This window comes from Lentzea sp. NPDC037011 (assembly GCF_055607425.1).
Genome location: NZ_JBVJRT010000011.1, coordinates 72,406 through 94,175 on the forward strand (window position 1 = coordinate 72,406; position 21,770 = coordinate 94,175).

The window sequence follows — 21,770 nt, forward strand, 5'->3', positions numbered from 1 at the left end:
TTGAAGTGGAATCGGTGTGATGAGCCGGGAATTTCTGTTCTGCAAGGGTCAACTGGTCCTGCGGCAGGCTTTCCGAGGTCCGCGGGAAGGCTTCCGGCCCGTGAGCAGGTTCAGCGGCGCTACGGGGTCGGCGACCCTACCGGGGCACGTCGATCGCCGTGGTGCGTCACCAACTGCACAGCCGGAGGCGTGCCGTTGGTCACCGTGTCGGTGGTGACGGTGATCTGGATCAGGCCCGGTTGCGCGCTGTGGAAAGAACCGTTGGCGCACTGGGTGTTCACCAGCTGGTAGTCGTCTGTTGTGGACTGTGCCGTCACCGACACGTTCCCCGCCTTGAGCACCGCCACGTCCATGTGCCCGTGGAAGGTCGCGACCGGGGTGGACGTCGACACGGCCGGGTTGAAGACGTTGAAGCCCACATCGGTGTTCGTGGTCTCGTTGGTGGTGCCGTAGGTGATGCTCGACCACGCCGCCAACGGCCGGGTCGCCGCACCGGCGACGAAGCTCGTCTGGTTCCAGGTCCACGCCGTCACCGACAGGTCGTCTGGGGTCTGGTTCCAGATCGTCGTGTACAGCGTGTTGGCGTCGCAGTCCTGGTAGTGCGTGTACAGGTTCCACCCGTTCTGGTTGCCGAACACGTCCTGCGGCACCGCGCCGTTGTTCCAGATGTCGGCCAGCGCCGCCTCGCTGGGGCAGTCGCCGGAGGAGGCGCCCGAGGCCAGCAGGTTCACGTCGTAGACCCCGCCGGGCAGGGCGACGCTGTACTGCGCGCCCTGCGGACCGTCGACCGGGCCCTGCGACCGCGGGTACTGCGCCCACAGCTGGTTGCCGTACCGGGACGGGACCAGCGCCTGCATGATCGCGAGCGAGTAGCCGGGCGTGGCCGCTTCCACCAGTTGCCCGGTCAGCTCGGCCGACCAGTTCAGCTCGCCATCGGCGATGCCCGACTGGAAGGCCTGCATCTGGGCCCAGCTCTGCAGGACCGAGGTCTCCGTGGACCCGGCCGCCGCCAAGATGCCGGTGTAGGCCTCGCTCAGCGCGCCCCACAGGTCGGCGAACGCGCCCTCGAACGTCGCCAGGGGGTTCTTCGTGGTCGTCTCGTAGACGTTGTAGGCCGTGCTCATCAGGTTCGCCACCACCGAGGCCACCGGCCCCAGCGCCGACAGCGCGGTGTAGACGGTGCCCTCGACCAGGGCGAGGACCGTGGCGGCGGTGTGCGACTGGGACCCCAGGCCCACGTCCGCGCCCAGCTCGTCCAGCAACGCCTCGCTGTTGATGAAGAACGAGTTGATGAACCCGGTCAGCTCGCCGAACAGGCGCTGGATGTCGTCGGCCAGGCTGAGCTGCTGCTGCAGCGAGGTGACCACCGCGCTCCAGTCGGTCGCCGACACCCCCGTCGGGCACGTGGCCGAGGAGCTGATGAACAGCGACAGCGTGAGCGGGCTGATGGTGAGGTTGCTGTAGGACTGCTCGACGGTCATCGTGCGCGGCAGCAGCTCGGCTTGCTGGAGCTGTTCGTTGATCGAGTCGTAGGCGGTGCCCTGGCCGCCGGTGTAGGCGGGGAACTGCCCTGTCGGCAGCCCCAGGATGCCCTGCACCGGGTAGGCCGGCCACAGCGTCCAGGTCTGCGCGGGCGACCCGGTGCAGCTGTCCACCACCACGGGGGTGCCCGCCGCGGTCGACCCGCCTTGAACGGTGAGCGCGAGCGTCCCGTTGCCCAGCGAGCTCATGAACGCGCCGTCGGTCAGGGTGAAGACCTCGTTGACCCCTCCGTTCCCGTGCCAGGCGATGACCTGCGTGCCCGGCGCGGTCAGGTTCGCGGTGACGTTCGCGTAGAGGCCGTTCAGCCGGTTGACCAGGAGGTTGCCGTCGACGCACCACAGCTGGTTGGGCCGTGGACCCTGCGGCGCCGGCGTCGAGGTCAGCGGGTTGAGCACCAGCGGCGTCAACGGCTGGCCGTCGGCGTTGGCCAGGTCCAGGACGAACTTCGTGCCGGTCGGCTCGGACAGGTCGCTCACCACGAACGAGTGCCAGTTCTGCATGACTGCCCACTTCCCACGGCTGGACTACCCGACCGATGGCAACACGTTCGCCCCTGCCCCACCAGAAGGGTCACCCGGAGGTGTGTCACCTCCCCTTGTCACACCTGCCTGCCGGGGACAGCGGGATCGGCTGCACCGCCGAACAACCCGGAGTGACCTCTGGGACGCGTTGATCGAGCCGTTTTCGACGTGCTCGCACAAGCCCTGGCGCAGTGACAGGACGTCCTGACCACGCCGCACCGGCAGCACCACCTGGAGCGGACCTGACGGCGCCGGGCAGCCGGCCCCCGCGCCGGGGCGGGCGGAGGGGCCGGCTGCCGGGGGTCAGGCCGCGTGCGCCTGCAGCGACGAGTAGCCGACCCCGGACTGCGCGAACGCCTCGACGGCGAACTCGGTGAGCTGGTCGACCACCGTCGGGTTCAGCAGCAGCTGTTGCGTCTGGACCAGGCTGGCGCCGGAGAGGCGCGGCTGCTCGCTGTACTCGATCTTGACGCTGTTCCCGCCGGTGGTCGTGACGTTCACCTTGACGTCCCGGTAGACGCCGGTGAGCTTCGAGGCGATCTTCATCGTCAGGTCGGCCACGACCACGGCCGCGGTGAGACCGGCGATGATCGTCAGCATCACCTTCGGGTCCACCCCGAACGCCTGGGACTGGGCCGGCGTCGTCCACTTGCCCCCGCTGTACAGGCGGGTCGCGGAGTTGGCCGAGCTGAGGTCGACCTCCACCGAGTTGGACCGCGCGTCGCTGAACATCGTGCTCGTGGTGATCTTCTGCTCGAACCACACCTGGACCACCTCCGCCGGCGTGAGCACGTCCTCGCCGAGGACGATCTCCTTCTCGGCGACGTAGATCGGGGTCGTCGACCCGTTGCCGTGGATGTCCGTCGAGTACGACGACAGACCGGGGTGGATCTTGCCGTACTGGTTGACCAGCGTGATCCCCGTGCTCAGGCCGCCGGTGACGGCGTCGTGGAGCAGGCCGTCGTCGTCCAGGACCGCTTTGTCGCCCAGGCCGATCGCGACGTCGTTGGTCGAGACGCTCACCGCCACGTCGCCCTGGAAGCCGTTGCTGCCGAAGAGCCGGTAGAGCGGCTGCCACGAGAAGGTGTTCTTCGAGAGGTACCTGTCGGCCGACTGCCACACGACGTTGTAGGTGCCGTTCACCTTCTTCGCGAAGCACAGGTTGTACTTGTTGTCCTTCAGGGTCTTGAGGTCGTCCGGTGCGATGTGGATCGAGACCGTCTTGAACTGGCCGTCGGCCATGGTGCACTCCTCGGTCGTGGTGACGGGGCCGGTGCGACCCCGTGGACACACGCTCCGGCGCTGCCGTCTCCGACCGGTCGCCGCGCCGCACGAGGGGGTGTCGCCGTGCCGTCGCCGTCACTCGATGGGCTGGACTGGGCCAGGCGGGTTCCGTTGGGCCATTGGCGGTACAGGTGCCGACGGGGGTCCCCGGGGGCTGGTGACGCGCCGTTGCCGTTCTTACCCGGACGGGTGACCACGAAGGTATGGGTCAAGTCCGCGCACGACTGAGTGACGGCGGTCCGGCGGCGCCGGGGCGGACGCCGCGGCAGTCGGGCGGGAGATGCCACGGAGACGCTTCCGGGCGATGCTCGGATCGTGGGGCGACGGCGCCGGTGCTCGCGGGGAGGACGACGATGACCGAAGCGGAAGGTGGCAGACGAGCCGGGGGCGCGGGGGTGCGGCTGGTGGTGCTGGGCCGGTTCGAGCTGCTCACCGGAAGCGGGGACGTCCCGTTGCCCAAGGGCGCGCAACGGCTGCTGGCCTACGTCGCGATCCACCACGGCGAGGCGGTGAGCCGGCAGGCCGTCGCCGAGCAGCTGTGGCCGGAGTGCCGCAGGCAGCGGGCGACCGCGAACGTGCGGCAGGCGCTGTGGCACCTGCGCAGGGCCACGGAACGGCCGGTCGTCGAGTGCTCCGTGGACCGGTTACGCCCGTCGCCCGCGCTGACCGTCGACTTCTGCCGGGCGATCGAGGCGGCCCACCGCGTCGTCGGTCCCGCCGCGACCGTCGACCCGGCGACCGCGGGGGATCTGGTCGCCGCGCTGTCGCGGGACCTGTTGCCGTACTGGGCCGACGAGTGGCTCGCACCCGAACGCCGGCGCTGGGAGCAGGTCCGGTTGCACGCGCTGGAGGCGGTCGCCCACCGGCTCATCTCGGCCGGTGCGCACCTGGCTGCGCTGGAGGCGGCGTTCACGGCGATCTCGATCGACCCGGTGCGGGAGACCGCGCACCGCACGGTGGTCGCGGCGCACCTGGCCCAGGGCAACTGCGGGTCGGCGCTGCGGCACTACCAGCACTACCGGGCGTTGCTGCACCGCGAGCTGGGGGTGGCGCCGTCGTCGCACATGACCCGGTTGGTGGCGTCGCAGGCGGCGTTGTGACCCGGTACCCGTCAGCGGTGCAGCCGGGCCCACAGCGCGGGCCAGCCGCCCTTGCCCAGCACCGCGGCCGGGATCAGCAGGCCGTGTTCGGCGATCTTCGACCAGAACAGGTCCACGGGCGCACCGAGGTCGGCGGCCGCGGGCAACGCCTGCTGCCACGGCCCCCGCGGGTCGGCCAGGTCGCTCGGGGGAAAACCGGGCACCGTCGTCTTCCTCGGCCCGGCCACCACGACCGTGTCCTTTGTGGACTCCGAGCAGGTGGTCGCGATCGCCAGCGCGCACACCAGTTCCGTGGACGGGCGACGGGCCACCGAACGCGCCAGCGCGGCGTCACCGAGCAGCTCGCCCATGGCCGCGCGGACCGACCGCGCCACGACGTCCAGGGCGTGGGCGGGAGCGATCTCGGGGCGGCGCACCAGAGCGCGCAACGTCCTCGGCAGCGGTGCGCCGCCGGTGAGGGCGTGCAGCCGCTCGTGGTCGCGCAGCTCCTGGTCGAGCCGGTGCACCGCGGCGGCCAGCGGGCGGACGCGCGTGGCCTGCCACAGGGTCGTCGCGGCGAGGCCGTCGGCGAGGGCCGCGCGGACCAGGTCCACGTGGTCGTCCACGCGCTTCAACGCCACCACGGCCGCGTCCGGTTCGAAGTCGGCGGGACCGGGTCGGCCGAGACCGCGGGCCAGCTCGGCGTAGGTCCGCCGGGCGGTCACGACCGACTTGCCGGCCAGCTCCCGTTCCACGGCGGCGGTCAGGGCGCGGACGAGCTCGGCGGGCAGGTTTCCCGCGGCGGACCGGCGGGCGGAGCCGCCCCGCACGCGCACCGGGGGAACGGGCACCACCGGCTCCGGTTCCGGCGGCCGGGGCGCGGGCAGGTGCTCCACCCACTTCCTGACCTGCTGCTCCAGCTCGTCCGCGACGGTGTCGTTGAACCGCGCGCGCAGCTCGTGGACGTGCCAGCCCGCGGTGTGGCGGCGCACGTCGAGGTTCGCGGCGATGCGGCCGTCGGGAGCCCGCAGGGCCATGAGCACGCAGTGGCCCTTGCGCGCCTGGTCGGCGTACCAGGACTCGCCGATGCAGTTGCCCATGTACCCGGACCACTCGGCCAGCTGCCGCGGTTCGCGACCCAGCTCCACGGTCAGCCCCGCGACGGTCGAACCGTCCACAGCGGACACACCGGGCGGGATGGGGAACACGCCGGTGTCGGCCTCGGCGATCACGGCGCTGGAGGTGACGCCGGTGACCAGCTCCGCCCAGCTCCCGCAGCGCGGTGGTGGCACCGCGCCGAACATCACGAGCTGCGCCACCTCGGCCACGGCGAGCGGCAGCGAGGTGGTGCCCGGCTGTGCCGGCGCGTCGTCGTAGGTGACGGTGGGGTGGGGGTGCTCGTGCCGGACGGTCGCGGAGTCGCCGCCGTGGAACGGTGCCAGCGCGTCGGCGAGGTCCGCGAACCACAGCAGGTCGTGCGGCAGCTCGACGTCGGCCGGATCGGCGCCGGCGAGGCGCTGGGCCAGCGGTGCGGTGGGGGCCTCCTCGCGCGTGTCGGCCAGCGGCGGCTGTTCCCAGCTCTGCGGCGCACGCGGGTACCCCACTTCCCGGCGCCACCCGGCCAGCTGCGGCGACCGCCCCGGATCGCCCTCGCCAGGGTGGTGCAGCGGCTGGAACAGCCTGTCGAGGAACCTCTCCACGGCCTCGAACACGACAACGCCGTAGTTGCGCGCCATGGCGGTGTACGTGCGCACCCTGCCCTCGGTCCGCGCGTTGACCGTCCGGTCGGGACCGGTTTCCAGCACGATCCGGTGGACGTAGGCGCCTGGCCGGGCCGGGTGGTTGTACGCGCCGTCGGGCCGGTGGGTGGCCGCCGTGCGGCTCCTCTCGTTGAGACAGGCGTCGGCGGCGACCAGCTCCGCCCGGTGCCGGTCCACGGCGACCGCGAAACCCTCGTCGGACATCGTCCGCGCGAACCGCAGCAGCGCTGTCGCCGCGATGGCGTCGTGCAGCAGGTGTTCGAGCTCGCTGGCGGTCCACCACTTCGGCGGCTGCCAGCGCGCGGCGTTGGCGAGCGTCACCGGCTGTCCGCTGAGGTCCCAGGTCAGGTGCTGCACGATCTTGGCGTCGAAGTGCTCGCGGTGGCGCTCGCGGAGCTCGTCGAGCCGCTCCGTCCGCACCTGCGACGCCACCAGGCGGGCCCGGCGCTGCCGGTCCAGCAGCAGCCCGCACACGTGGTCCCACAGGTCGAGGACGAGCTTCAGCCTGCGCGGCTTCGGGTACGCGGCCAGCACGCGGGACAGGTGACCGGCCACAGTGGACGCCGCGCCGCGCGGGAACGGGTCGACGTCCTCGGGCGCACGCAGGTCCAGCACGCGTTCCAGCTGTTCCGGCCCGAGCAGGTCGGACGCCGCCGAGGCCAGCTGCACCGCGGCCCAACGCCCGTCGGTGACCGCCCGGTGCGCCGCCGCGCCGACCCGTTTGGTGACCTGCTCGCCGAACAACGCCACCAGCACAGCGGTCCGGTCACCCAGCCGGTGCGCGCCGTCGGCACCGAGGCACCGCAGCGCGGCCAGCACCGCGTCGCGGCGGTCGCCGTGCGCCCCCGCGAGCCGGGCCGAGTGGAAACCGCCACCGAGGTCGACGCCCGCACCCGCCGCGACCTCACCGCCTTGGCGCACCAGCCGGTCGAGCCGGCCGGTCGCGGCGCGGACGGCCGCGGGAGCGGCACCGGAGGGACCGAGTGCGACCGGTGCGCCGGGCACGGGCGGTCCGCCCGACGGGACCGGCCAGCAGCCGAGCCCCGGTCCGGCCGTCACGCCGAATGCCAGTCGAGTCGTCATCGGCACCATCATCGCGCACGCGTGCCACCCGTTTTCCCGGCGGAAGCGCGTCCGGTGACCCGCTGACACCGCGCTGGCACGCGGTGTCAGGGAAGTGTCAGCGCGCGTCGCAATTCTCATGGCCATGAGGAAGTCAGCGCTCTCGGCGCTCAAGAGGATCACTTTCGTGGCGTTGATGGGCGCGCTGGTCGGCGTGTCCGCAGGCGCCGCCACGGCCAACGCGGCGACCGCCCGCAACGGCTCCTGCGAGGCGGGCGAGTTCTGCCTGTACTACAACAGCGACCACGCCGGTTCGGTGTCGGACTTCGCCACCTCCGTTCCCGACTACGGCGACGAACAGCCGAGCTGCTACGACTTCAAGGGCGCGGGCAACGGCAAGGGCCTGTGCGTGAAGAACGAGGCCGCCTCGGTCTGGAACCGCACCAGCGGCCCGGTCACCGTCTACTTCAACAGCGGCTACGCCGGTCCCCGGCAGACCATCGCCGCCGGTGGCAAGGTCAACCTGAACTCGGAGCTCAAGAACGAGAACGCCGCGCACAAGCTGGGTGACGGCGGTGGCGGCACCCCGCCGCCGAGCGGTTCCTACGGCACCCCGGCGACCAACCCGCACCCGTCGGCCACCGCGCGGGCCCCGCAGGCCACCAAGCGCACGCAGTTCATCGACGACCAGATCCGGTCGCTGACCGGCGAGAAGGACTGCTGGGTCGGTGACTACCGCAGCTACGAGCCGTCGACGAGCAACCACAACACCGGCAACGCGCTCGACTGCACCATCTCCAACGCCATCGGCTCCTACCCGAGCGCGGCGCAGAAGGAGCAGGGCTGGAAGCTGGCCCGCTGGCTGCAGAAGCACGCCGCGAAGCTCGACGTCCGCTACGTGATCTGGCAGGGCAAGATCTGGAGCGTCGCCCGCTCGTCCGAGGGCTGGCGCGACTACACCGCGGGCAGCGGTGTCACCGGCGGTCACTACGACCACGTCCACGTCTCCGTGCAGAACCCGCACGGTGACTGAGCTGCCGGACAGCTGACGTCCGGCAGGGGGGACGTCGACCTGGTCCGGTGCTGTGCAAGGGGAGTGCCCGTCGCGGGTGCTCCCCTTGCCGCGTCGCTCAGGCGTTCCGGCGGCGCACCACCTCGGTGATCCAGACCGGTGCGAACGGCGACGTGCAGTTCGGTGGTGTCGGGTAGTCCTTGAGCACCTGCAGCCGTTCGCCGATGTCGATCGCCCGCTGCCGCAGCGCCGGGTGCTCGATGCCGATCTGCGCCAGGCAGTGGTTCATCGCCCACTGCAACCGGTCCGGGGCGGCGCGCAGCTCCTCCTCGACGACGTCCAGCAGCCCGTCGAGGTCGAGGCCCTCCGGTTTCTTCGCCACCCGGTCGACGGTCAACGCCCAGCCGGCGCTCGCCACCACCGGGTCGGGGTCGTCGATCCACGTCACGCGCAGGTCTTCGGCGTGAGCGCTCTTCTTGACGACGTAGTTCACGAGCCAGTCGTGCACCTTGGGCTTGCGCGCCTCGCGCAGCATCGTGTCGAGCTCGGCGCGTGAGAACGCCTTGGGGCGGCAGATCAGCAACGCCAGCAGGCGCGCCGCCGTGTCGCCGGTGGCCCACAGCTGCACGGCGAGGTCCTGCTGGGTCTTGAGCTCCTTGGCCAGAGCGCGGAGCCTGCCGAGGTTCACGCCGTGGTCGTCGCCGTGCTTCTCGTTCACGGCACGGGCTTTCGGGTCCTCCAGTGCGGCCAGCCTGTCGAGCACCCCGGTCACCGTCATCGCAGCCTCCCGTTCGTCACCGACAACAGAATACGTCGGTGACGAACGGGTCGTGCGGCTAGCGGCCGACCACCGTGCAGGTGGCGGTCGCGGTCCTGGCCGGGTTGCTCTCGGACGTGGCCTTGAGCGTCACCTTGGACGTGATCGGGCCGCCGTCGCGCTTGGCGTGCACCGGCACGTCCACGCGGCCGCCGAACTTCGCGGTCGCGAGCGCGTTCGGCAGCGACACGGTCCAGCCGGTGTCCGCGACCGTGGCGGACACGCGGTAGACGTCACCGCCGAGGTACTGGGTGACGTCCTCGGGGTGGCCGCCCGCCGCGGCCGCGCGACCGGTGTTGGTCAACGGGAACCGGCACGTGGCCACGCCGTCCGAGCCCGTGCGGGCCGCCGTGGGCGTCACGCGCACGCCGCGCTGCTGCGGGCCGGCGCCGTCCAGCGAGCGGACGGCGACGGTGTAGGACAGCACGCCCGCGGCGTCGCGCTGCACGTCGAGGACGTAGAAGTGCAGGCGGTTGGCCTGGTCCACGTACTCGAACTCGCTGCCGGAATTGGTGCCCGCGTGGAACAACGCGTCCGACAGCTGCCGGTAGTCGCCGACGGTGATGGGGACCTTCGTGCCGTCCGGCAGGACGTAGTCGGTCATGCCGATGTCCTGCGGGTTGGCGTCGACGACCCACGTGAACGGTGCGGCGTCGGCGTTCTTGGTCTTCGCGAGCAGCACACCGGAGTCAGGGGTGAACGAGTCGGCGCCCATGCGGTCGACGACTTCCAGCGTGTAGTTGTTGTAGCCGCCGCCGTCGCAGAACGGGTTCGCCGACACGGTGCAGGTCGGCGACCGGTCGGCGTTCATCGCGATGTTCACGCCGGTGAGGCCGGTCGCGCCGGGCTGCACGGAACGGGCGGTGACCTTCGCGATGACCGTGCCGGAGCCGGCCAGCGCCTCCCGCGACAGCCGCAGGACGTTCTGCTCGTCGACGATGCCGAGCTTGATCTTGTTGCGCAGGGTCTGCTGCGCGCCCAGCGACGCACCGCCGGTGGCCGGGATGGTCCACCGCGAGTGCGGGCCGCCGGGGCCGTTGAACGAGCCGCGCGACAGCATGTCCCACGGGCCGGAGTAGTCACGCCGCGGCGGGCTGCCGTAGGGGTTGCTGTAGTTGTCGCCGATGCCGAGGAGGTGGCTCAGCTCGTGCGCGTAGACGCCCTGGCCGGAGCTCTCGGCCTGGGTCGACGAGCCGCCGCCCGCGTTCGGCCAGATCGACGAGCCCGCCGCCCACGAGGTCCAGTCCACGTACCGGGTGCGCGACCAGTTCGGCAGCGCGGGGTCCGGCGGGCCGAAGTCGTCGGTGACGTCCTCCCTGGTGCGGAACTTCATCATCCCGAACTCCTGCCAGGTGCCCGACTCGTCCTGGCCCGCAGACAGGTAGTAGGTGAAGTCGTAGCCCGCCGGCACCTCCGCGCCGACGTCGGCCACCCACGCGGCACGGCCGTCGGTGCGGATGTCGCGGGTGCACGTGTCGCCGGCCGGGCAGCCGGTGCCGCCCTGGAACTCCATGGCGTACTCGTGGTCCTTGCCCGGCATCGTGTACGGGCCGAACGCCTTCAGGTCGACGCCGTAGCGCCCACCGGAGGTCTCCATCCAGTACTCGTGCACGGTGTGGCCGCGGTTGAGGCCGTTCGGCTTGTTGAGGAAGTCCTGGTAGAACTGCGCGACCTGCTCGCGCGGCACGCCGCTGGCCTCCGCGCTGGGGTTGCCGAACACCGTGGAGTGCTCGGGCTGCGTCACGACGAACGGCTGGTTCGGGTAGTCCAGCAGCACCAGGGCGCCCTTGAACGTGCGCACCGACCCCCGCTTCGAGGGGTCGGCCCAGGTGGTGCCGGGGATCTTGCGGTAGTCCCCCTCCCACGTCATGTGGTCGGGGTTGACCCAGTTCTGCGGGTCGATCGGGCCGGGCAGTCCGGCGTGCGCGGCCACTCTCGCGGCGTCGCGCGACTGCTGCCACGGCTGCTGCTGCGGCCAGTGGTCGAACTGCCAGTGGTGCAGGGGTTCGTCGGGCGGAGCAGCGCTCACGCCGGTGGTGCCGGCGACGAGTCCGCCGACCGAGAGCAACGCGGTGACCAGCAGTAACGGACGCCGGTTCCGGCGACGTGCAGGTGTGCGGTCCATACCACCCACCGTGGTGCAGACCGCGGTGCCGTCACCACGGCCTGGCGTCGGGTGGCCGCGTTGCCAGTTGACACAGCGGAACGGTGCCCGACGCCCTCCACAGGGGAGGTTCGGCCCCGCACGACCGGGGTGAAGCCGCTCGTGGGAAGCCGTCCACAGTAGAGCCTTTTCGGCTCACTGAAGCTGGAGTTGCCCCGTCGATCAGTGGCCTGAAGAATGCGGACGCTCCACGCGGAATTTGCCCTCTGACCACCGGCGGAGCTTCCTTGTCAGTGTTCTGCGCAGCCTCTACTCTCGGATCCAAGAGCTTTGACGACTGCTGGGGCGGAGTTCGTCGGATTGTTTCGCCTATTCGGACGGGCTGCCACGGCCGCGTTACTGCAGTTGTATTTACGGGTTGACCGGTCAACGGTCCGGTTCGCCTTCATGGTCCGCACGGCCGCGGCGGTGGTCGGTGCGCGTTGACAACGAGGTCGGCGGAAGTGACGAGGAGGGGGACACGTCATGGGCTCTGGAGACGTCCGAGGGCGCAGGGCTGCGGCCAACCGTGCAGGTCGAAGCGATGACCAGGTGATGATGACACGGGTCGGGCTGCGCATCCCCACGGCGTTGAGCTTCGACGAGTGGGAGCGGGCAGGTCGCAGGCTGGCCGAGCTCGTGGACTCCTCGGCGTGGTCGCTGGGGGACTGGCTCGTGTTCGGCAAAGAACACTACTCCGAGCGCTACCAGCACGCGGTGCGGGCGGTCGGTCTGAGTTATCAGACGTTGCGCAACTACGCCTGGGTGGCCGGTCGGTTCGATTTGCACCGGCGGCGTCCGGCGTTGACCTTTCAACACCACGCGGAAGTCGCCTCCCTGCCGGCTGATGTCCAGGAATACCTGCTCAGCCAAGCGGAGATGAATTCTTGGACCACCCGGCAGCTGCGTTCCGCCATTCGCGGCGAAAAAGACTCCGGAAATGAGGTTTCGGCCGACTCGCGCATCAGTCTGCCGCAGGACCGGATCGAGACCTGGCGGCAGGCGGCGGACGTGGTCGGGCAGGACTTCGAGCAGTGGCTGGTGACGAACCTCGACCGGGCCGCCGAGCGCACGCTGAGCTCGGGGCAGGGGCTGCGGGTCGTCTCCTGAGCGACGGCCCGGCGCCGGCGGCTGTCACAGGTTGCGGACGAGTCCGCCGTCGCAGCGCAGCGCCGTGCCGGTGATGTAGGACGCCGGCTCACCGCACAGGAACGCGGCCGCGGCGGCGAACTCCTCCGGGCGCCCGTAGCGGCCGGCCGGGATCGTGGCGAGGGAGGCACGGGTGACCTCGGCGACGGTGCGGCCGGACCGCTCGGCGTTCGCGGCGTCGACCGCGGCGAGCCGGTCGGTCTCGATGCGGCCGGGCAGCAGCATGTTCACGGTGACGCCGGCCGCGGCCACCTCGCCGGCGAGCGTCTTGAGGTACCCGGCGAGCGCGGCCCGGCCGAGGTTCGACAGCGCCATGTTCGCGAGCGGCGCGGCGACCCCGCTGGAGCCGACCGCGAGGATTCGGCCCCAGCCGCGGTCCCGCATCGCGGGCAGGCACAGCGCGACGAGCCGCAGGTGCGGGCGCAGCAGTGCGTCCAGCGCGCCGTCGGCGTCGGCCACGTCCACCCCGTGCGCAGGGCCCTGGCGCGGCCCGGGACCGTTGAGCACCAGCACGTCCGGTGGCCCGAACCGCTCGGTCGTCGCGGCGACCAGCGCGGCAGGGCCGTCCGGTGCCGTCAGGTCCACCTCCACGCCCACCGCGCTGGGCAACGACGCGGCGACCTCCCGCGCCCGGTCGCCGCGGCGGCCGCAGACCACCACGCCGGCCCCCTCCGCGGCGAGCGCACGGGCCACCGCCTCACCGATTCCGCCGGTCGACGAACACACGAGTGCGGTGCGCCCGGTCAGTCCGAGATCCATGGGTTCCACTCCAAACATGAAATCGGCGAGTTGTTGGATTGAATATCAGTGCGCCGGGGTACGTGCAACCGGCGTCCTGCCGACAGGACAACCGGCAGGACCGGAAGAGGTGTGGAACGAGCGCTATTTGTTGCGGCCTCGCGATAACGCGTGCTAGGCATTTGTCACCACCCGACCTGATTATGGGAATGGATATGACTGCCGAATACGACCCACTGCTGCTGCCGTTGACCAGTGAAATTCTCGACACGACGTTGCGAGACGGCTCCTACGCCGTCGATTTCCAGTTCGACGAGAATTTCGTCGTCGAACTGATGTGCCGGCTGGACGCGACCCCGATCCAGAAGATCGAGATCGCGCACGGGGTCGGGTACGAGGCGGAACGGGCGGGCAACCGGCCGGGCAGCATCTCGCTGCGCCGCTGGTGCGAGCTGGCGGGCACCCACCTGCGGTCGTCGACGTGGGGCGTGTTCGCGCAGCCGTCGTTCAGCCGCCTGGAGACCATGTCCGAGCTGGTCGGGGCGGGCATGAGCTTCGTGCGCGTCGGCATGGAGGCCGAGAAGGTCGCGGCCAACCTCGACTACCTGCGCAGGGCCACCGAGATCTGCGGTCAGGTCTACCTCAACCTGATGAAGTCCAGCTCCACGCCCTACGAGGCCCTGCCGGACCTGCTCAAGGCCGTGCCGCGGGAGGTCGCGGGCGTCTACGTCGTCGACTCCTACGGCTCGATGCTGCCCAGCGACGTGCACCGCTACGTCACCGTCGTGCAGCGGTCGTTCCCCGTCGTCGGGTTCCACGGCCACAACAACCTGGGCCTCGCCAACGCCAACAGCATCGCGGCGCTCACGGCCGGCGCGTCGATCGTCGACGGCACCCTGCACGGCTTCGGCCGCGGCTCCGGCAACGCCGAGACCGAGTCGCTCGCCGGCATCCTCAAGGTCAAGGGCGACGACCGCTACGACTACCGCGAGCTGTCCCGGATGGCCGAGTTCTGCCGCGAGCACCTCGACGTGCTGCCGGACAACCGGAACATGCAGGTCCTGGGCGGTGTGCTGGGCGTGCACTCGAACTACTACCAGCTGGTCGAGGACCTGTGCGAGCAGCACCGGCTGGACCCGGCGTCGGTGATGGAGAAGGCCGCCGGCCTGGCCACCCGCAGCATCGACGGCGCCGACATCAGGGCCGCCGCCGAGCTGTTGTCCGCGCCCGCGACCGTCGGCGCTCGGGCCTGAGGGGGAGACGCCGTGAAGCTGGCGCGGTTCAGCACGGGCATCAGCCACGAGGTCCACGCGGGCCTGCCCGACGGGCGCTGGGTGCCGTTGTCGCTCATCCCCGGCTACGAGGAGCCGGTGCGCCTGGTCGACCTGCTCGTCCCCGACCACCGGCCGGAGCTCGAAGCGCAGGTCGCAGCCCTCGCCGACCGGGCAGTCGAGCTCGACCTGGGCGACGCGGCCACGATCGCCCAGGGCCCCGTGTGGGGCGCCGGGCTCAACTACCGCAAGCACTCCCAGGACCTGCTGACCGAGCAGCCCAAGTCCGGTCCGGGCTCCTACCTGCGCCCGGACAACGCGCTGATCGGCAACGGCGGTGTGATCGAGCTGCCGAGGCAGAGCGAACGCGTCACCGCCGAGGCCGAGCTGGGTCTCGTGATCGGCACGGAGTGCAAGAACGTGCGGCGCGACGAATGGCTTTCCGTCGTCGTCGGGGTCACCGCGGTTCTCGACATGACCGCGGAGGACGTGATCCGGGAGAATCCGCGGTACATCCCGTGGGCGAAGGGGTTCGACACGTTCTGCAGCGTCGGTCCGCAACTCGTCACGGTGGACGAGATCACCGACTTCGCGACAATTCAGGTGTCGACCGTGCGAAACGGGGAAGTCATGTCTTCGGCACCTGTTTCCGACATGCTCTACGACCTCGGCTATTTGGTGGAGTACTTCACCGCCGGCCGCACGATCGCACCCGGCACGGTCATCTGCACGGGAACTCCGGGTGCCGCCGTGATCTCCGCGGGCGACTCCGTACGCGCGGTGGTCGAGGGGGTCGGAACGCTCGTGCACACCGTCAAACAGGCACCGTGAAGGGGCGACAGGCGTGTTGGTTGAGCAGCTTTCCATCGTGGACGCGATCCGGCGTGCCTTCGTCGAGCACGCCGATCGCGCCGCCGTCGAGACGGCGGCCGAGACGATCACCTACCGCGAGCTCGGCGACCGCGTCGCGGCGTTCGCGGGACAGCTCGAAGCGTGCACCGCTCCCGGCGAGTTCGTCGGGGTCGAGGCCGCGCGCGGTGCCGCGACGATCGTCGCGCTGGCCGGTGCGCTGACGTCCGGCCGGCCGTTCGTGGTGCTGGACCCGCGCGACAGCACGTCGAACGCGGAGAAGGTCGCCGCGCTCGGCGTCGCGTGGCTCGCCCGCGGCGGTGAGCTCGTCGAGGTGCCCGGCGAGAAGCGGGCGGTCGGGCAGACCGGGGCCGCCTACGCGATCCACACCTCCGGCTCGACCGGTGAGCCGAAGTGCGTGCTGGTCGCGGTGGACCCGCTGGCGCGGATGATCGCCGACCACGTGCGGCGGCTGGAGCTCACACCGGACTGCCGGACGTTGCAGTTCGCGCGGCTCACGTTCGACGGCTGCGTCACCGAGATCCTCTGGACCCTCACCTCGGGTGCCTGCCTGGTCGTGGTGGACGAGTCGCGGCTGGCGCCGGGCCCGGTGCTGCAGGCCACGCTGGAGGACCTGCGGATCACGCACCTGAAGACCACGCCGTTCGCGCTGACCGCGACCGAGCCGACCGGCTCGATGTCGTTGCGGCACGTGGTGAACGGCGGTGGCGCGTGCCGTCCGGCGCTGGTCGGCAAGTGGTCGGCGGTGGCGGCGTTCCACAACGCCTACGGGCTGACCGAGACCACCGTCTGCAACCTGCTGAGCGACGTGCTCGACCCGGCGCTGCACACGGAGACCGTGCCGCTGGGCGAGGTCGTCGGCGACTGCGGGTACGAGGTCGTGCCGCGCCCCGGCGACCCGGCCTCCCGCGGCGAGCTGGTGATCATCGGGCGCAGCGTGGCGATCGGGTACCTGACCGCCGACGGCGTGCAGCGCTTCGAGGGCGCCTACCGGACCGGTGACGTGGTCGAGGAACGCGACGGGCGGCTGTACTTCGTCGAACGCGCCGACCGGCAGCTGAAGGTCCGCGGCTATCGGCTCGACCCCGGTGAGATCGAGAGCGCCGCCTGCCGGTTGGCGGGCGTGGTCGAGGCGGTCGTGACGGCCGAGTCGCACGACGGTTCCGAGATCGCGGACGCCTTGGTCTGCTACTTCGTCGGCACGGTCGACGAACGGGCCGTGCGCGCCCATCTGGAAGCGGTGCTCGACCCCTACAAGGTGCCGTCGGTGGTCACGCGCATCGAACAGATGCCGTACACGCCCAACGGGAAGGTCGACCGGGACGCCCTGCGGGCCGCGCGCACGACGACGGCGGCGGCGGTGACCGATCTGCCGGAGGACCGGGTGCTCGCGCTGGCCCGGCAGCTCACCGGTGTCTCCGACGCCTCCCTGGACGACAACTTCTTCGACATCGGCGGCGACTCGGCCTCGACCGTGGTGCTGGTGAACGAGCTGCGCAGGCTCGGCTGGATGGACGCGGGCGTGCGGGACGTGCTGCGCGCCGAGAACCTGAAGTCGCTCACCACCGCGCTGCGCGAGCGGAGCGCCTGATGTGCGGCGTGTGCGGGACGTTCGCGCCCGACGGCCAGGTCGACCGCGGTGTCGCCGCGGCCATGCACACCCGGCTCGTGCACCGCGGCCCGGACGAGACGTACTCGCTGAACACGCCGACGCTGGCGGTGAAGCTGGGCCGGCTCGGCATGACCGGACTGGTCGACGGCTGGCAGCCGGCGGAGGACCGCGGCGGCCGGTTCGTGGCGATGACGAACGGCGAGATCTACAACGCCCGTGCGCTGAAGGCGCGGCTGGGCACCGACCCGGCCAACGGCGTGGACGTCGCCGTGATCCCCGACCTCGTCGCGGCACACGGCATCGCGGGGCTGGCGGAGGTCGACGGGCAGTTCGCGTCGGTGGTGTTCGACCGGGCGGAGAACGCGCTGTACCTGGCGCGCGACCGGTTCGGCGTCTGCCCGCTGTACTACACGGCGGTGGGCTCGTCCGTGCACTTCTGCTCCGAGCTCAAGGCGCTGGTGCAGTGCGCGGGGCAGGCGTGGCGGGTCGACGTGACCGCGGTGGACCAGTACTTCTCGCTCGGCAACGTCGTCGCGCCCAGGACGCTGGTGCACGGTGTGTCCGCGGTGCCGCCGGGATGTGCGGTCCGGATCTCGGCCGACGGCGTGGAGACCGTGCGGTACTGGCGTTACGGCGACTTCACCGAGGACCCGGTGCCCGCGGAGGAGCTGCGGTCGGCGCTGCGCGAGTCGGTGTCGGCGCGGCTGCACGCGGACGTGGAGATCGGCGCGTACCTCAGCGGTGGCTTCGACTCCACGGCGATCGTGCTGGAGGCGGCGTCGCTGGTGGACCGTCCGATGAGGACGTTCTCGGTGGTGTTCGACGACCCGTCGCTCGACGAGGGCCGGTTCCAGCGCGAGGTCGCCGCCCTCGCCGAGACCAAGCACGAGCAGATCCGGTGCGGGGTCTCCGACATCACCGCGTCGTTCGAGAAGATGGTGCGGCACTGCTGCTTCCCGCAGCGGGAGACCTACAACGTCGCCGCGATGATGCTCGCCGACGCGGTCCGGTCCGCCGGGATCAAGGGCGTGGTGTCCGGTGAGGGCGCCGACGAGCTGTTCTTCGGCTACGACTCCTACGCGTTCGACAGCGCTGGCCGCGGCCGGCGGCCCGGTCGTGACGAGAACGAGCAGGCCTGGGGCAGGGCCGACTTCGCGTGGGAGGTGAACTGGGACAAGGTGTCCTCGCGCCGCACGGCGTTCCTCGCGCCGGAGGTCCAGGAAGCCCTGCGGGGCGCGGAGTTCTGGCGCTCGCGGCTGATCCCGTTCAGCGACGACGAGGTGCGCTCGCTCTCGCCCATGCAGCTGCGGTCGGTCGCGGACGTGCACGTGCAGCTGTCCGGGCACCTGCTCGGCGACCACGGTGACGCGATGGTCATGCGGAACTCGGTCGAGGGGCGGTACCCGTTCCTGGGCAACGGCGTGGTGGCGGCGGCGTTGCGGGTCCCGGACGCGGAGAAGGTGGCGGACTTCGAGGGCAAGGCGTGCCTGCGGTCGGCCTACCGCGGGATCGTGCCGGACTCGGTGCTGAACCGGGGCAAGCACGGGTTCACCGCCTACGACCTGGACTCCGTCGTGGACCCGGTGACGTGGGCGCGGTGGGAGGAGCTCGTGGTGGCCAGCGGGGTGCTGGCGCCGGGGTCCCTGACCGTCGCGCCGGGCACGGACAAGTTCGACTTCCGGTTGAGTGCGATCAGCATCGCGATGGTGGTGGATGAGCTCGGGTTGCGGGTCTGAGGTGTTCGTCTTCCCCGGTGCCGGGTCCTACGGCAGCGACTGCCGGGCGTTGCTGCGCTCGGGGACGCTGGTGAAGTACCCGGGGCGGTTCGGGCGCAGCGCGCCGGCGGCGTCGTTCAGTGCGCTGGTCGAGGCGTGCGCGGCGCAGGTGACAGGGGAACGGCCGGTGCTCGTCGGGCACAGCTTCGGCGCCTACGTGGCCTATGCGGTCGCCGGGGTGCTGGAGACCTCCGGTGTCGCCGTCGAACGGCTGGTGGTGCTCGGAGCCGTTGCACCGTCCCGGCATTCCGTGGCACCGGAGTCCATTTCGGACACCGAGGCGTACCTGGAGCGGGTGGCGCCGGGGCTCGTCGCGGGGGAGTGGCGTGACGTCGTGGTGGAGACCGCGGCGCGGGACATGACGCTGCTGGGCGAGTTCCGGCCGTCGGACCACCCGGTGCTGCGGTGCCCGGTCTTCGCCGCGCACGGCGAGGAGGACCCCCTGACGTCCCCGGCCGGTGTCGCCGCATGGGCCGAGGTGACCACGGGCGTGTTCACCCGCACCGAGTTCCCCGGCGGCCACTCAGCCCTGCTGGAGGCCCCCGACCTGCTCTGACCAGCCCTCTCCTGGCATCTGCCTGGGCAGCAAGGGAGGGGCTAGGGGGAGGTTTTGGCTGCGCAGGCGGGCGAGCAGGTGTTCGCCAGCAGTGGCACCAGGACCTCGGCGACGTGTCGCACGACCCAGCGCTGGTGCAGCTCGGTCACGGGGCCGTCGCACACGCTGCACGCGCGGACGTGCTCGGTGCCGTGCGTGCCGGGGTCGAGGCGGGAGAGGTCGGTCGTGGGCGGCACCAGCACCGGGAACACGTGGCCCGCGTAGAGCGCGTCCACACTGACCCGGCTCTCGGTGAGGTTCCGGCAGCGGGTCAGCTCGTACGGGAACCAGTGCAGCCGGTGCGAGGTGTGCGGGTCGAACCGCCGCAGGCTCGTCATGGCACCGATCTCCGGCGGCACGCGGACCAGGTTCGACCCGCGCAGGTCCAGCACCTCGACCGCCGTCAGCTTCGCGATCGTGGGCGGCAGGGTGATGATCTGGTGCTGCTCCACGGGACTCAGCTCGCGCAACGGCCGGAACAACGCGCGCCCGTCTGCCGCGGCCTCCTCGACCACCTCCAGCAGGTGCAGCCAGCCCGGTGACGCCGGGTTCTGGCGGTCCGGGTGGAAGCGCACGAGCTGCCGGGTCCTGTCGACGCACCGGCACCCGTCCTCGGTCTCCCCCATGACGGGCAGGGTATCGCTGCCACCGTTCGGCCCGTCGGGATCAACCGGGTTGCCCTGCACGCCGAACGGCTAGACCTGGGCCTGGGCGGCTCGGCGGCGCGGGCGGAACCACATGGTGACGCCGGTGGCCATCAGCACGAACAACGGCAGCAGCGGCACGTACGACACCCACACCACCGAGCTGTCCACCGTCAGCGCGACTGCCGTGAAGACGACCGTGACCATGAAGACCATGCTCACGACGCGGTGGAACCGGCGCATCCGCTTGCTCATCTCGAACCTCCCAGTCGGGTGTTTGTCGAGGTCAACGGTATGAGCACGGGTGCGGTCCGCGCTTCTCGATTCCTGACCGGTCGTTCACGGGGAAATCAGGCAGGATTCGCGTGTCGATCGCGGCCGCTCCCGATCGACGTGCTGGTGAGAGCACACCGGAGCACCTGAGGAGAAGATCGATGCGCACCCTGATCGCCACCGCGTTCGTCTCGCTCGACGGCGTCGTCGAGGCCCCCGGCGGCGAGCCGGGCCACCGCAGCTCCGGCTGGACCTTCAAGGACATCGCGTTCGACGAGGCCGCCTACGAGATCAAGGGCCGTGAGCAGGAGGAGGCCGCGGCCATGATGATGGGCCGGGTCAGCTACGAGGCGTTTTCCCCGGTGTGGCCGGCGCTCGACTACTTCCCGCGGTACAACGCGATGCCGAAGTACGTCGTCTCCAGCACGTTGGAGGAGGACCAGCTCGTCGGCAACTGGGGCGACATCACGATCCTGCGCTCCCTCGACGACGTGGCCGCGCTCAAGGAGACCGACGGCGGCCCGATCTCGATCCACGGCAGCGCGACGCTGAACCGCAGCCTGTCCGACGCCGGCCTGATCGACCGCTACCACCTGCTGGTGTTCCCGGTGCTGCTCGGCGCGGGCAAGCGGCTGTTCAGCGAGACCGACAAGGACAAGCAGCTGCTGACGCTGGTCGAGAGCGAGTCCTACTCCAACGGCATCCAGAAGCTGGTCTACGACGTCACGCGCTGACGCTCGCGCTCCGGCACGGCCACCGGTCGTGCCGGGGTGAGCTGGACCAGGACGATCGAGCCGATCAGCACCAGCGCGCCGATGAGCTGGAGCAGCGACAGCGTCTGACCGAGGAACACCAGCCCCAGCAGGGTGGCGACGAGCGGGCTGAAGAACCCCAGGAACGACAGCCCGATCGCCGGCACCCGGTCGGTGCCGCGGAACCAGACCGAGTAGGCGAAGAGCGACCCGAGCACGATCAGGTAGCCGAAGCCGAGCGCGTTGGTGCCGTTGATCGTGCTCGGCAGGCCCTCCAGCAGGAACAGGGCCGGCAGCAGCACGATCCCGCCCGCGGTGAGCTGCCAGCCGGTGAACAGCAGCACGTTGACCTCGGCCGGCCGCTGCCACCGCTTGGTCAGCACGATGCCCGACGCCATGCAGACCGCGCCGCCCAGCGCCGCCAGCACGCCGACGACGTCCAGCTGCGCCGTCGCCTTCAGCACGAGCAGCGCCACCCCCGCCGAAGCGGCCAGGCACGCCAGCAGGTGGGGGAGCCGGACGCGGTCGCCCAGCAGCAGCGCGGCGAGCACCAGCACGACCATCGGCTGCACCGAGCCGACGAGCGCCGCGACCCCGCCGGGCAGCCGGTAGGCGGCGACGAAGAGCAGGAAGAAGAACGCGCCGATGTTCAGCGTGCCCAGCACGAGCGCGCGCCACCACCAGATGCCGGTGGGCAGGATGCGCCCGAACAGCAACAGGATCAGCCCCGCCGGCAACGCGCGCACCACCGCGGCCAGCAGCGGCCGGTCCGGTGGCAGCAGCTGGGTGGTGACGAGGTAGGTGCTGCCCCAGATCATCGGTGCCAGCGCGGTGGTCGCCGAGTCCGCCAGCAGTCGGTTGCCCTTCATGG

18 protein-coding genes are annotated in these 21,770 nt (G+C 71.0%); 9 read left to right on the forward strand and 9 right to left on the reverse strand.

All coding sequences use genetic code 11. The features are described from left to right. Positions 1-119 precede the first annotated feature (119 nt). Entirely contained in the window at positions 120-2,042 is a 1,923-nt protein-coding gene (locus tag ACZ7CH_RS30680; RefSeq protein ID WP_470371393.1) for an RICIN domain-containing protein, read from the reverse strand. Between the two features lie 324 nt (positions 2,043-2,366). Continuing rightward, the gene (locus ACZ7CH_RS30685) at positions 2,367-3,305 is read right to left on the reverse strand and encodes a hypothetical protein (protein WP_360397932.1); all 939 of its coding nucleotides are present in this window, start codon (positions 3,303-3,305) and stop codon (positions 2,367-2,369) included. A gap of 395 nt (positions 3,306-3,700) precedes the next feature. Here ACZ7CH_RS30685 and ACZ7CH_RS30690 point away from each other — a divergent pair, with 395 nt between their 5' ends. Further along, entirely contained in the window at positions 3,701-4,447 is a 747-nt protein-coding gene (locus tag ACZ7CH_RS30690) for an AfsR/SARP family transcriptional regulator (RefSeq protein WP_360397934.1), read from the forward strand. 11 nt (positions 4,448-4,458) lie between these two features. Here the strand turns inward: ACZ7CH_RS30690 and ACZ7CH_RS30695 are convergent, their stop codons facing one another. After that, a complete protein-coding gene (locus ACZ7CH_RS30695; protein ID WP_470375532.1) occupies positions 4,459-7,269 on the reverse strand; it encodes a hypothetical protein in 2,811 nt (936 codons plus the stop codon). A gap of 124 nt (positions 7,270-7,393) precedes the next feature. Here ACZ7CH_RS30695 and ACZ7CH_RS30700 point away from each other — a divergent pair, with 124 nt between their 5' ends. Further along, a complete protein-coding gene (locus ACZ7CH_RS30700) occupies positions 7,394-8,281 on the forward strand; it encodes a VldE C-terminal domain-containing protein (protein WP_360397938.1) in 888 nt (295 codons plus the stop codon). A 97-nt stretch (positions 8,282-8,378) separates the two neighbouring features. Here ACZ7CH_RS30700 and ACZ7CH_RS30705 read toward each other — a convergent pair whose 3' ends face one another. Then, positions 8,379-9,038 (reverse strand): DNA alkylation repair protein, encoded by a 660-nt coding sequence (locus ACZ7CH_RS30705; protein ID WP_470375533.1) that lies wholly within the window; start codon positions 9,036-9,038, stop codon positions 8,379-8,381. A gap of 58 nt (positions 9,039-9,096) precedes the next feature. Further along, positions 9,097-11,202, reverse strand: coding sequence for a M6 family metalloprotease domain-containing protein (locus ACZ7CH_RS30710; RefSeq protein ID WP_360397942.1), 2,106 nt, complete (start codon positions 11,200-11,202; stop codon positions 9,097-9,099). A 576-nt stretch (positions 11,203-11,778) separates the two neighbouring features. On the opposite strand from ACZ7CH_RS30710, the gene ACZ7CH_RS30715 reads away from it, so the two are divergent. Beyond that, positions 11,779-12,330, forward strand: a complete 552-nt coding sequence (locus ACZ7CH_RS30715; RefSeq protein WP_360398254.1) for an LmbU family transcriptional regulator — start codon at positions 11,779-11,781, stop codon at positions 12,328-12,330. Positions 12,331-12,354: 24 nt separating this feature from the next. Here the strand turns inward: ACZ7CH_RS30715 and ACZ7CH_RS30720 are convergent, their stop codons facing one another. Beyond that, the gene (locus ACZ7CH_RS30720; protein ID WP_470375534.1) at positions 12,355-13,128 is read right to left on the reverse strand and encodes an SDR family oxidoreductase; all 774 of its coding nucleotides are present in this window, start codon (positions 13,126-13,128) and stop codon (positions 12,355-12,357) included. 194 nt (positions 13,129-13,322) lie between these two features. On the opposite strand from ACZ7CH_RS30720, the gene ACZ7CH_RS30725 reads away from it, so the two are divergent. Genes ACZ7CH_RS30725 through ACZ7CH_RS30745 form a run of 5 tightly spaced genes read left to right on the forward strand, consistent with a single transcriptional unit; the run spans position 13,323 to position 19,191 of the window. Further along, entirely contained in the window at positions 13,323-14,360 is a 1,038-nt protein-coding gene (locus ACZ7CH_RS30725; RefSeq protein ID WP_360397946.1) for a beta/alpha barrel domain-containing protein, read from the forward strand. A gap of 12 nt (positions 14,361-14,372) precedes the next feature. Further along, the gene (locus tag ACZ7CH_RS30730) at positions 14,373-15,209 is read left to right on the forward strand and encodes a fumarylacetoacetate hydrolase family protein (RefSeq protein ID WP_470371389.1); all 837 of its coding nucleotides are present in this window, start codon (positions 14,373-14,375) and stop codon (positions 15,207-15,209) included. Positions 15,210-15,246: 37 nt separating this feature from the next. After that, complete coding sequence (locus ACZ7CH_RS30735) at positions 15,247-16,839, forward strand: non-ribosomal peptide synthetase (protein ID WP_470375535.1); 1,593 nt, start codon at positions 15,247-15,249, stop codon at positions 16,837-16,839. Further along, positions 16,839-18,596, forward strand: coding sequence for an asparagine synthase (glutamine-hydrolyzing) (gene asnB, locus ACZ7CH_RS30740; protein WP_360397952.1), 1,758 nt, complete (start codon positions 16,839-16,841; stop codon positions 18,594-18,596). The genes ACZ7CH_RS30735 and asnB overlap by 1 nt, the downstream gene beginning before the upstream one ends. Further along, complete coding sequence (locus tag ACZ7CH_RS30745) at positions 18,574-19,191, forward strand: thioesterase II family protein (protein ID WP_470375536.1); 618 nt, start codon at positions 18,574-18,576, stop codon at positions 19,189-19,191. Before asnB ends, ACZ7CH_RS30745 begins: the two co-directional genes overlap by 23 nt. Positions 19,192-19,232: 41 nt before the next feature. On the opposite strand, the gene ACZ7CH_RS30750 is transcribed toward ACZ7CH_RS30745, so the two are convergent. Together ACZ7CH_RS30750 and ACZ7CH_RS30755 are read right to left on the reverse strand one after the other, a co-directional pair. Continuing rightward, positions 19,233-19,856 (reverse strand): leucine-rich repeat domain-containing protein, encoded by a 624-nt coding sequence (locus tag ACZ7CH_RS30750; protein WP_470375537.1) that lies wholly within the window; start codon positions 19,854-19,856, stop codon positions 19,233-19,235. Between the two features lie 69 nt (positions 19,857-19,925). Continuing rightward, positions 19,926-20,129, reverse strand: coding sequence for a hypothetical protein (locus tag ACZ7CH_RS30755; protein WP_360397958.1), 204 nt, complete (start codon positions 20,127-20,129; stop codon positions 19,926-19,928). Positions 20,130-20,308: 179 nt separating this feature from the next. Between ACZ7CH_RS30755 and ACZ7CH_RS30760 the strand changes: the two genes are divergently transcribed. Next, the gene (locus tag ACZ7CH_RS30760) at positions 20,309-20,881 is read left to right on the forward strand and encodes a dihydrofolate reductase family protein (RefSeq protein ID WP_458434192.1); all 573 of its coding nucleotides are present in this window, start codon (positions 20,309-20,311) and stop codon (positions 20,879-20,881) included. Here ACZ7CH_RS30760 and ACZ7CH_RS30765 read toward each other — a convergent pair. Next, complete coding sequence (locus tag ACZ7CH_RS30765; protein WP_360397962.1) at positions 20,863-21,768, reverse strand: EamA family transporter; 906 nt, start codon at positions 21,766-21,768, stop codon at positions 20,863-20,865. The two genes, ACZ7CH_RS30760 and ACZ7CH_RS30765, sit on opposite strands and share 19 nt — an antisense overlap. Positions 21,769-21,770: the final 2 nt, after the last annotated feature.